Source organism: Amycolatopsis decaplanina DSM 44594 (assembly GCF_000342005.1).
GTDB classification, from domain to species: Bacteria; Actinomycetota; Actinomycetes; order Mycobacteriales; family Pseudonocardiaceae; genus Amycolatopsis; species Amycolatopsis decaplanina.
Map to the genome: position 1 here is coordinate 66581 of NZ_AOHO01000012.1, position 11539 is coordinate 78119.

Below are 11539 nucleotides of genomic sequence, written 5' to 3' on the forward strand. Positions count from 1 at the left end.
CCCTGCCATATCCCCGTATTCCATGCCCGCCCGGAGTGACCTGACCGACGACGTCGTCGACTGGCGTATTTCGGCCGCCAGAGCCGTCCTGCTCATTCATGACATGCAGAATTTCTTCGTCAATTTCTTTCCGGAAGGAGAGTCGCCGAGGACGCATTTGCTCGACAATGTCGTGCGGTTGCGGGAGCGGTGTGCCGGACTCGGCATCCCGGTGTACTACACCGCCCAGCCGGGCCGAATGAGCGAGGAGCAGCGAGGTCTGCTCAAGGACGTTTGGGGCCCAGGCATGACCAGCGGCCCCGACGACGTCGCGATCGTCGCCGAACTGAGCCCGGGGGAGAACGACCGGGTGCTCACCAAGTGGCGGTACAGCGCCTTTCACCGATCGCCGTTGCTGGATGAACTCACCGAGCACGGACGCGATCAGCTGATCATCTGCGGCGTTTACGCGCATGTGGGGTGCCTGGCCACCGCCGCTGACGCCTATGCCAACAACATCCAGCCGTTCCTGGTGTCCGACGCGATCGCGGACTTCACGCTCGACTACCACCGGTTGGCCATCGACTACGCGTCACGGCTGTGCGCGGCGACGCCGGACACCGAAAGCCTGCTCGCGGACCTGTCACCCGCCGCCTGCTGAGCCTCGGGGCTCGTGAGTGCTCAGACTCCGCCCCCGAGTGCGGCATTCAGACACGTGAGTCACGTCCCCAAGCACGCGAGTCACGCCTTGCGGAAGTACATGAAGGCCCCCTTCCTTGCGCTAGACGCAAGGAAGGGGGCCTTCATGTACTTCACGACCGGCCGCCGAGGTCACAACCGCCCCACCGTCACCAAGGACCACATCCGACGGCAGCGAAAGCCTCCTTTACGACCGTCAGAACGACCCCGATCACTCACGAGCCCCTACTTCAGATGTACCAACACCTTCCCGTCATTCCCGGGTGCGACCTCCACTCGCCGGTACAGCTTCTTCAGGTGCGCTTGCCGCAGCATCGCGAGCACCCGGTTCTTGAGCTTCCCCGACCCCTTGCCGGGAATGATCTCCACCACCGCCACCTTCGCCGCGGCGCCCCGGAACAGAGCGCGGCGTACCGCGTTGTCGATGTCCCTGTCGCTGCGGAAGACCGAGTGGAGGTCCACGGTCAGCTTCTCCGGCATCGCGCCCTTCTTCCTTGGTGAGTGGTTCTCCCCGTTTTCGGCGAGAACGGTCCGGCGAGCGCCGCCCGCCGGGCGGCCCGGCGCTAGCGTCTGGGCCGGACACGGGTCTATACCTGAAAGGAAGGGCCTGGTGCCTGATGGAAGAGCAGACACAGCATCGCACAACGAGTTCGGCGAGGCTACGGTTCGTCCTGGGTGGGCAGGCAAGGGATCTGGCGCTGCCTGCCGAGGTTCCTCTCGTCGACCTGCTGCCCGCGATCCTCGCCCAGTTCGGTGCCGAGACGATCGAGCAGGGAGCCGAGCACGAGGGCTGGGTGGTCCAGCGGATCGGTGAAGCCGCGCTGGACGAAGACCGCACCTTGCTCCAGCTCAGCTTGGTCGACGGGGAAAGTCTTCATCTTCTTCCCCGTGCCGAGCAGCTCGCCGCGATCGACTACGACGACCTCGTCGACGGCGTGGCGGAGCAGGTGCGTGAGCATCCCGGCGCGCTTACTCCGGCGCGGGTCGGCTGGATGTTCCGGCTGGGCGCCGTCGTGCTCCTGCTGCTCGCTTGTCGGTTGCTGCTGGCCGACGCGGCTGTGGGGGCGCAGGTACTGCTCTCGACCGGACTCTCGGTGGTGCTCCTGGCGGCGGCGGCCCTGGTGGCGCGTGGCGCGGCCAAGCCCGTCCCGGCCATGATCCTGGCCGGGGCCGGCGTCGGTTTCGCCACGCTGGCGGGCTGGTATCTGGTGCTCCTGCTCGATCCGGCGGCGATCGAGATGATGAGCCTCACCGGTGCGGCGGCGGCCGCCCTGCTCGCCCTCCTGGCCGGGGTCATGGTGGTCGCCGACGGCGCCGCACTGTTCGCTGGCGCGATCCTGTTCACCATCGTCCTGCTGATCACCGGCCTGATCGGTTCGGTCACCCCCGCCGACCCCAGCCAGGCCACCGCCATCGGCCTGGTGGTCTCCCTGATCCTGGCGTTGTTCATCCCGACGACCGCGTTCCGCCTGTCCGGGCTGACCCTGCCGATGCTCCCCACAGGCGCCGAGGAACTGCACGAAGACATCGACGCGGTATCGCACAAAGTGGTCGTGGATCGCGGCGCGGCGACCTTCGGCTACTCGACGGCGCTGCACGCCGGTGTGGGAGCGGCGCAGGCCGTGCTCCTGCCGGTGCTCGATATCGGCACCGACGGTTGGCACCTCACGTTCGCGCTGGTCGTCGCCCTGCTTCTGGTGCTGCGTTCGCGCCACCCGAGCGGCATGATCCAGCGGTGGGCCGTCCTGGCCCCCGCCGCGATCGTAGTGCTGCTGGTCGCGGCGGGTCTCGGCCTGGCACGGCCGATGGAGACCCGCTTCGTGGTCGTCGTCCCGCTGATCCTCGTCGCCGGCCTTTTCCTGCTCGGCGGCGAACGTCTGCCCGGTAAGCGATTCCGGCCCTACTGGGGGCGCGCGGTGGAGATCTTCGAACTGATCACCGCCATCGCGGTACTGCCGATCCTCTTGCAGGTCCTGCACGTGTACAGCTTCATGCGACACCTGGCCGGCTGATGAAATCACGCAAAGACCAGGTTCAGGCCTACTTCTTCGTGGTCGGGCGGTTGGCGGCCGCGGTGACACACGGCAAGCCGGACGCGCTGGAATCACCCAGCAAACGGATGACCACCGGGACGGTGCTCGGCTTCGTGCTCGCCGCGGTGACCATGGGTGTGTTCGGCGTCTTCGGCATGTTCGTGCCCTCCACCGGAAACACCTCCTGGAAACAGGACGGCGCGATCGTGATGGACGAGACCAGCGGTGCGCGTTACGTCTACCTCGCCGGCCAGCTCCGCCCCGTGCTCAACTACTCCTCCGCGCGGCTGGTGGCGGGTCAGTCCGGTGGCCAGCTCACCTCCGTTTCGCCGGGCTCCTTGGCGGGAACTCCGGTCGGCCAGCCGATCGGGATCGCCGGCGCGCCGGATTCGCTTCCCGCGGCCGACAAGGTCACCGGCGGCCCGTGGACGGTGTGTACGCAACTTCCCGGTTCCGCCGCCGCCGCGCCGAGCGCGTCCATAAGTGTCCTTTTGGGACATGCGCCCGGCAGCGTGCTCAACGAAGGCCAGGCGTACTACGTCTCGGCTCCGAGCGGTGAACTCTACCTGGTGACGCGCGGGAAGCGGTTCAAACTACCGAGTAGTTCGGCCGCCGTCGCGCTGGGCTATGGCACGTCGCGTCCCATCGAGGCGCCTTCGTTGTGGCTGAACACGATCGCGCAAGGCCCCGACTTCGTCGCGCAAGAGGTGCCAGATCTCGGTCGGCCAGGGCCGGTGATCGACGGGAAGCAGACCCTGGTCGGCCAGATCTACCAGGCGCGGAACCCGGCGATCGGCACCGAACAGAACTACCTCGTGCGCCGGGACGGGCTGGCGGCACTCAGCCGGACCGGAGCCGCCCTTCTGCTGAGTGCTCCGAGCACCCGGCAGGCCTATCCGGACGGTCCGATCGAAGCCGTCCGGGTCACGCCGGACGCCTTGAGCGGAGTGGCGATCTCGGCGACGGCCGGGATCGCGAACGATCTGCCCCCGACTCCTCCGGAGGTCGTCACCCCGCCGCAGGGTTCGCAGCCCTGTGTCCGCCAGGACCCCTCGGCGGGTCCCGAGCAGGCGATGGTGGCCGAGTACCTGCCCGACAATCAGGTCGCCCAGGCCTCGGTTCCGCTGGGCACGCACCAGGCGGGCATGACGGCCGACCGGGTGGCCATCCCAGCGGGCCGGGGCCTCCTCGCCCGGGATCTGCCCGCACCAGGTGCCACCGCCGGCGTGACGTATCTGGTCACGGAGGTGGGTGAGAAGTATCCCTTGGCCGACACCGAGACCATCACCGCGCTCGGCTATGCCGGATCCGCGGCGGTCCCGATTCCCATGCGACTGCTCGATCTGCTGCCGACCGGGCCGGTGCTCAGCACGAACGCCGCCCGTCAGGCCCAGGCCGTGCGGTCGTGATCGCGAGCGTTCCGCTCGTAAGGGGAATCCCTACCGTAGAGTCCTCGGCCCGAAAAGACCCATTTCTGGCGACGCGCGGATTCTAATCTTGAATAGTGGTCGTGCTACTACGAAAACGTAGAGCTCACCAAAGTCGTAGCACTCATCGCAGGAGGAAGCACAGTGGCACATTCCACTAAGCTCAATGATCAGCAAATCATCGCGCAGGCCGCCAGGCACGAGGAAACAGCGAACAGCGTCGACGACCAGCTCGACAACCTCAAGAAGGAGGTCGAATCCACCCTCGCGGCCAGCACCAGCGCGGCCACTCGGGCACTCAGCTCGGTCACCGGCGACTGGGTGGAGGCGGTTCGCAAGACGGTACTCAGCAACCTGAACGGTATGGCCGGCGACATGCGACGTGAGGCCGGTGCCCAGGTTGACACGGACAGCGACAACACGCAGTCGATCCTGAACGTGCCCATGGACACCACCAACTTCCTCAGCAAGTGACCCCGACCACCGCGTAAACGTTTCCAAGGAGTTTTGATGGCTGACGGATCGATTGTATACGACTACCCGGTTATCGAGCAGTGTGTCTCGATGATGATGAAAAAGGCCGATGAGATCGACAACCAGGCGACCACGCTCGGTTCGCAGGTCAAGGCCATCATGGTGGACTGGGTCGGAGAGACGGCGACCGCATACGAGCAGCGCTCTCTGAACCTGCAGAGTGGTCTCGATGTTCACCGGAGCAACTTGCTGAACCTCCGCACGAGGTTGCAGGACGCGGCGGAGCGGATGGCGCAGGCCGACAGGGGCGGCGCCAAGGGTATCTCCTGAACCGCACGGTGTGCCGGGTGGATTCGCTCGGCACACCGTGTTTCCATGGGCAACTGAACGGCCACGGTCGTTCGAGAGCAAGGAGTCGACGTGTCGACGAAGTTCGATGCCGAAGCAATCGCCGCGGCCGGCCAGAACATCGGCCGGCTGATGGATGACATGAGTGCCTTCGACGCACTCAAGCCCGCCGGCCCGAACGGCGGGATTTTCCAGCCGGCGGTCTGGCTGGAGCGGGTCGTGGACGATCGGCGTGGCGCCGTCCTCGGGCACGCCGAGCACCTCAAAGTCGCCTTCGGTGAGATGGAGGCGAAGCTCAAGGAAATTTCCGACCGGTTCAAGAGCGCCGATGGACAGAACGCCGATGAGATCGGAAAGGTGATCACGGGTCTCGAAGGCGCCGTCGCGCATGCGATCGGCACGCACGACACCAAGACCGAAACCGATGTAGTCACCACCTGAATCAAACGCCGGGAAAGGAACCGGGCGGTCCGCGCGAGTCCGCGTCTGTCGACCTCGGTGCTGGCTGTCTAGATAGGGATCTCTCGTATGTCCGATTCTCAAGGTAAGCCTCCGATGGTCGGCCAGTACGCGGCACCGCCGCCCGGCCTCGCCCCTTCCTCTTTCTCCACGCTGGCGGCACTCGAGTCCGCGGTCAGCGACCTGGTCAACGCCGCGGACGGTTCGGCCACCACCGCTTGGTACAACCTTGAGAAGGACGTCAAGGCCGCCGAAGTGGCGCTCGCCGCCGTCAATGAGAAATTCGTCAAACAGATCAAGGCCGTCGGAGACGCCTTGGAAGGTGAAACGGGTGCGGCGTTCACGAAGTACGCCACCGCGATCCTGAACACCAGTGACGAAGTCTATGACACTTTGATGGGTAAGCAGTTCGGCACGAACATGGGCAATATCGGCCGCGCTGTCCAGACGTTCGTGACCACATGGTGGCAACTTCAGAAAATCGGGAAACAGGTTTACGACCAGCGAGTCGCCGCTCTCCAGGCGGACGCTCAGCGGAAGATCCAGGCCGCCAACAGCGAGTCGGCCGCTCAGGACATCGTGGCACAGCTGCCGCTCGCGTTGATGGAGATCAAAACGTCGTCGGACGCGGCGCTGCTGAAAGATCTGCAGAACGCTTTGGGCACGCTCGGAACCGCCTACAACGCCCGTGGCGCGGACTTGGTCCCGCTCTACATCTCCGATGGTGACACGTCCACCGCGGCGCCCGCGGACAGCTATCAGGCGCGGACGAGGAACGTTCCGCAGAAGCCGGACGAGCATCAGCAGACGAACTACTCGGTCGAGAATGCCGACAAGAAGCCTCGTGAGGATCAAGAGTCGGGTTACGCGATGGAGAATGCCGACAAGAAGCCTCGTGAGGATCAAGAGTCGGGCTACGCGATGGAGAACGCCGACAAGAAGCCTCGTGAGGATCAGCAGTCGGGCTACGCGATGGAGAACGCCCAAGAGAAGCGCGCGGATGAGGCGACACCTACCGGAGCCCTGACTCCCGGAACCGGCAAGAACGGCGGACTCGACGGGATGGGTGGCGCGACCACCCCGCCGACCGGTGGCGGTATGTCGCCCAACGAGAAGGCGGCTCTGGGTGACGCGAAAAGGGCGGCCGGTGACGCGATCGACGGCCTGACGGCGAAGACGGACGACCCAGCCCGCCAAGAAGCGTTGCAGGACGCGAAGAACGCCGCGCAGGGAGCCATCGACGGCCTGACGGGCGGGGCAGGAGGAGAGTCGGCCGGCAGTCCCGGAGGCGCGGGAGGCGCATTGGATCCGGGCACGAGTCCGGGTGCGGGCACAGGCGGTGGACTCGCTTCACCGATGGCGGGCTTGGCGGATGCGAAGAAGGCAGCGGGCAAGGCGATCGACGACCTTGGCAAGAAGACCGACGACCCGACGCGCCAGCAGGCGCTGAACGACGCGAAGAACGCTGCGGAAGACGCGATCGACGGGCTCACCAGCCCGACCGCCCCCGACGGTCTCACCGGTGGTCCGGGCGGACCCACCGCGGGCGAGGCCGAGGACGCCGTCAACGGCGCGATCGACGACCTCTCGAAGCCCGGTGATTCCGAGACTCGGCAGCAGGCCCTCGACGACGCCAAGCAAGCCGCCTCGGACGCGGTGGACGGCGTCCTCGGTCAGGAAGGAGCGGACCCCGCAGACCAGGCCGATCGTGCGCAGCTACTCGACGCGAAGGAGTCGGCGAGTAAGGCGATCGACGACCTCATCTGCCAGACCGACGATCCCGAGCGCAAGGCAGCCCTGGAAGACGCCAAGGGCGCGATGAGTTCCGCGATCGACGAGATGGCGGCCCCCGAGCACTTCCAACAGGTGCAAGACGCGAAGCTCGCCGCGGACAAGGCCATCGACGGCCTCGGCACGTCGAGCGACGATCCTCAGCGGCGAGAGGCCTTGGACGCGGCCAAGTCGGCCGCGAACGAGGCCATCGACCGGATCAACGACTCTCCCGAACTCACCGGCCCCGAGCACGACCAGGCGCTGGCGCAAGCCAGGGAAGACGCGAACAAGGCGATCGACGCCCTGGCCCAGCCCGACGACACACCCGCCGAACGGCAGGAACTCGCCGACGCGAAGGCGGCCGCCAACAAGGCCATCGACGCCATCGGCGGGAGTGGCGGCGGCAGCGCGATGCAGGACTTCCTCGAGCCGTCCGCGTCGGCCAAGGGAGACATCGTCGGTGGTGCGGGCGGAGCCGGTACCGGCGGCGGCGCGGGACTGGCTCCCGCGACCGCGGGTGGACCGGCCGCGGGCAAGTTCGACACTCAACCCCTCTCCGCCGGCGCGCCGGTGAGCACACAAGGCGGTCCGTCCCCGGCAGGCGCGCCCGGAGGCCTCGGCGCGAGTCAGCAAGCCGGTATGCCGATGGGGCCGATGGGACCCATGGGCGGTGGCGGCGGCATGGGTGGTGGCGGCGGACAGGGCGAGAAGGAGCGCGAACCGCAGATCTGGATCCAGGCGGAGAAGGACGCCTGGGGCGAGAACGACGATTCACAGAGCCACGTCCTGGGTAAGAACTGATCCACGGCCGCGTTCCCTTCGGCTTCGTGAAGTGGCTGTGCCCCTTGTCTTTTGGATACCTGCTCGTTGAAATACGTGATGGCCCCCTTCCTTACGCCTGGCGCGAGGAAGGGGGCCATCACGTACTCGGGAAGGTTCGCTCACGCCCCATCGGCTGACCGCGAGTAGGTGACTGAACGCATCCGGGATCGTTCTACGACCGGAGAGGCGGTCGCAGAACGTGACGGCTGGACGGCTCGTGTGTGAATCAAGGCCGGTCCTGGGGGACAAACGGGCAACAAGAACCAGAAAAGGACCCCGGGCCACGTTATCCGTTGGTACTAGGCCGAACGTGTGTAACCGTTGTCAATGTCCGGCGTTCGTACTGGTCGTCCGGATGTGGTCGCTGTCGCGGGGATAAACCGGGCGCGCCACACGAGATCGAGTCGGGAGCGGAGGACGAATGGGTGAGACTTTCCGGCTGGACCCGGAGGAGGCGTCTGCCGCCGCCGCGCGCCTGGGTGCGCTGGGAGAGAGGCTGAACAACTCCCTGAAGGCGCTCGAGGTCACTCTCGACGACCGTCACGGGTGCTGGGGTCAAGACGACATCGGCGAGGCGTTCGCCAAGAACTACGTCGACCCCGCGGAACAGACCCGCGAGGGCGCCCGTAAGGCCGGTGACGGCACCGGTCAGCTCAAGGACGGTATCGCCAAGAGCGTGTCCGTCCTGCGCGACTTGGATCAGGAAAGCGCCGCGCGGATCGACGCGGCGACGGGCCAGACCGGCTGATCACACGGGCAGGTGAACTCCCCGTGCGTGGATGAGCGATTCAGGCGGCTGAGAGGCGACCAGAGGAGACGAGGTGAAGGAGAGCTCAGGCACCGGAGGCGGTGGTACCCAGCGGCCGATGAACGGCGCCGACGAGACCACACACCTGCCGCCGAGCCTGCAGCACTTCTTCAAGGTCGTCCTCGGCATGGAGTGGCCCGAGGGAAGCGAGGGCGGGCTGAAGGCGATCAGCCACGCTTGGGGGCAATTCCACGACGATCTCGACGCTGTTCTCGATGAATTCCCCTCGATCGCCAACCAGCTCGACCGGTCGTTCGACGGTGTGACGGCGTCGAAGGTCCTCGGTTTCATGCGCGGTGATCTGGCCACCGGTCTCGAGCAGCTGAAACAGCAGGCGGCGGCTTTCGAGAAACAGGCGAAGAACGCCGCGGCCGACATCCAGAAGAACAAGATCATGCTGGTCGTCTTCGCCGCGCTGACCCTCGCGGCGATCATCCAGCTGCTTTCGACGCTGTTCGGTGCCATCTTCATCCCCGTCGTGCAAATGGCCGCCCGCCTCACCATCCAGGGAATCCTGCAGCTGCTGAAGGCCAAACTGAGCCAGCTGACCGTTCGGCAGGTGGGCGCGCAGCTTTGGAACCTGAGTACGACGATCGCTAAATGGGCGGCAGGTGGAGCGGCGCTCATGGTCGGCGTGGACGCGGGTATCCAGGGTGGTCAGATCGCGAGCGGTAACCGGGATGGGTGGGACACCGAATCGCTCAAGGGCTCCGCCATCGGCGGTGCCATCGGCGGTGCGGCAGCCGGTGTATTCCACGGCCTCGCCAGGGGCGCCGGCAACTTCTTCTCGAAAGAGATCCGGCACCAATTGCCGCGTGGCTGGCAGAAGACCTTCGACATCGCCGGCCCGGCAGGCTACGGGATCGGCCAGGTCGCCATGGTCGCGTTCAGCAATCCTTTGGTCTTTCTCGCACTCAAGGACGAAAAAGGCGTCATGTGGGAAGGCATCCTGGGTGCGTTGTCCGGCCCGGGCGGCAGGGGCGGCGGCGTCACCGGGACTGGCGCGACCGTGCTGGGCCAATCCTTTTTGGATAATCTTGACAGGCTTGGCCTCGGGTGGTTGAAACCGGCGACGGCGTCCGCAGTGGGCGGCGACGAAAAGTCGGAGTCCGGCGAGGGCGACAGTAGTGGCAGAAGCGAATCCGAACAGCCGCCACCTTATGCGGACTCGGAGAACAAGACGCCGTCCTACGACGAGAAGCCGGAGCGGCAGCCGCTGATCATACCCGAGGCGGGATCGACATCGACAAAGAACGAGTCCGCAAAGGATGGCGTCACCGAGACGGTGCGCGACGTCTCGGCTTCGGATAAGAGTCCATTAGGGACACTTTTCAGCTCGGACGCTCCTGCGCGGCCGGAAATCGCGACCGAGAGCGCCGGACGGCCGGACCTGCGCGACTTCCTCGCCGGCGAGGAGAAGGTGGCCGCTTCCGACGGTTCACCAACTGGGCAGCGTTCGCAAAGCACTGCCGCGTCGCAGGTTCCGATCACGAGCGAAGAGCCCGCCACCCAGGTCGGTGGACGCACCGGTGAAGCATCCGCGCCCGCGGCGACCGTCGGGGGCGAGCAGACTCGGACGGACGGTTCTCGTGGGGAGACCACCGTGCCGGATGGCCGGCAGGAGCGGGCGACGGGCTTCACCCAGCCGTCGATGGAGTCGGGTGAGCAGCGGGTCGCGGGTGTGACCGATCAGGTGGCGGCAGGTGCGGGGTCTCGCGGGGGGTCCGCGGCAGCGACGGATGGCCGGCAGACGGGGTCTGCGACGGAAACCGGGGCCCAGCCGGTCGCTCGTGGGCCGGTACAGGCAAGCGGCGGGGCCCGCGGGGACTCCATTTCCGCACCGGCCGGCCAGCAGACCGGCGGGGATTCGCGTTCGTCGACGACGCCGGGAAGCCAGCAGGCGGCTGGGCTTTCGCGGCCGGCCACGGAGTCCGGCAACCAGTCGAGCGCGGCCACGAACACACAGCCCCAGTGGCAGCCGGGCGCGGGTTCGCGCCTGGAATCGGCGGCGTCTGCTGGGCAGCCTCAGACGCAAGGCCAGTCCGCGCGACCGGGCGCGCCGGAGGCGCCGTCCCGTACGGGTGGTGAGGTGCCGTCCACCTCGCGGACACCGGGTCAGCAGGTCTCGTCTTCGTCACCTGGCGTTGTACCGGAGCGCGTTCCCGCGACCGCGTCCGGAACCACGAATCAGTCCGATCGTCCTGCGACGGCTCCGGGGACCGGGGATGGCTCCCGCCCGGTGAAGGAACCGTCCCATGCTGGAGTCACCGGCTCGACGACCACCCCCGCGCGGCCGGGTGCGCCGGAGTCGCGGCAGGCGCCGTCCCTTGCGGGTAGCGATGGGTCGCCCACTCGGCAATCGAGTGCTGTGAAGCCCACGGGGCCGTTGTCGTCACGAGACGGTGTGGGTGCCCGTCCGGCTCCGGAAACGTCCACGCCCCGCACGACTTCCACACCTCGGTCTACGACGCCGGGAGCCGTCACATCGGATGGACCCACCCGGCCTGCCACCTCGAACACGCCGGCTCCGCAGGTTCCTGCGCACCTGGCTGCTTCGGTCACGCCGGAAGCGGAAACCGGGAGCGGGACCGCCGGTGCGGTGGGGTCGGTGGGGGATCCGGTGTTGTTGTCGGATGTGGTGGGGGGTGGTCGGGTTGGGTTGTCTGATGTGGATTTTGTGTCGTTGCGGGATGGTGTGGGGAGGGTGGTGGGGGTGT

The 11539-nt window shown here is 66.8% G+C and carries 10 protein-coding genes; 9 read left to right on the forward strand and 1 reads right to left on the reverse strand.

Annotated features, from left to right (window positions below; genetic code table 11):
* Positions 1-22 precede the first annotated feature (22 nt).
* Entirely contained in the window at positions 23-640 is a 618-nt protein-coding gene (locus H074_RS00325) for an isochorismatase family protein (protein WP_007028013.1), read from the forward strand.
* A 263-nt stretch (positions 641-903) separates the two neighbouring features.
* On the opposite strand, the gene H074_RS00330 is transcribed toward H074_RS00325, so the two are convergent.
* Positions 904-1158, reverse strand: coding sequence for a Smr/MutS family protein (locus H074_RS00330; protein ID WP_007028014.1), 255 nt, complete (start codon positions 1156-1158; stop codon positions 904-906).
* A 137-nt stretch (positions 1159-1295) separates the two neighbouring features.
* Between H074_RS00330 and eccD the strand changes: the two genes are divergently transcribed.
* The 8 genes from eccD to H074_RS00370 form a co-directional block, all read left to right on the forward strand.
* Positions 1296-2690 carry a type VII secretion integral membrane protein EccD gene (gene eccD / locus H074_RS00335; protein ID WP_007028015.1) on the forward strand — a complete coding sequence of 465 codons (1395 nt, stop codon included), beginning with the start codon at positions 1296-1298 and terminating at the stop codon, positions 2688-2690.
* A complete protein-coding gene (eccB, locus tag H074_RS00340; RefSeq protein WP_007028016.1) occupies positions 2690-4120 on the forward strand; it encodes a type VII secretion protein EccB in 1431 nt (476 codons plus the stop codon). Before eccD ends, eccB begins: the two co-directional genes overlap by 1 nt.
* A gap of 162 nt (positions 4121-4282) precedes the next feature.
* Complete coding sequence (locus tag H074_RS00345; RefSeq protein ID WP_007028017.1) at positions 4283-4612, forward strand: hypothetical protein; 330 nt, start codon at positions 4283-4285, stop codon at positions 4610-4612.
* A gap of 36 nt (positions 4613-4648) precedes the next feature.
* Positions 4649-4942, forward strand: coding sequence for a WXG100 family type VII secretion target (locus tag H074_RS00350; protein WP_007028018.1), 294 nt, complete (start codon positions 4649-4651; stop codon positions 4940-4942).
* Between the two features lie 90 nt (positions 4943-5032).
* Positions 5033-5401 (forward strand): hypothetical protein, encoded by a 369-nt coding sequence (locus H074_RS00355; protein WP_007028019.1) that lies wholly within the window; start codon positions 5033-5035, stop codon positions 5399-5401.
* Between the two features lie 87 nt (positions 5402-5488).
* Positions 5489-7993 (forward strand): large repetitive protein, encoded by a 2505-nt coding sequence (locus tag H074_RS00360; protein WP_235096624.1) that lies wholly within the window; start codon positions 5489-5491, stop codon positions 7991-7993.
* Positions 7994-8435: 442 nt separating this feature from the next.
* Positions 8436-8762, forward strand: a complete 327-nt coding sequence (locus H074_RS00365; protein WP_007028021.1) for a hypothetical protein — start codon at positions 8436-8438, stop codon at positions 8760-8762.
* 118 nt (positions 8763-8880) lie between these two features.
* A partial coding sequence (locus H074_RS00370) for a WXG100-like domain-containing protein (protein ID WP_007028022.1) occupies positions 8881-11539 on the forward strand: 2659 nt, incomplete at its 3' end.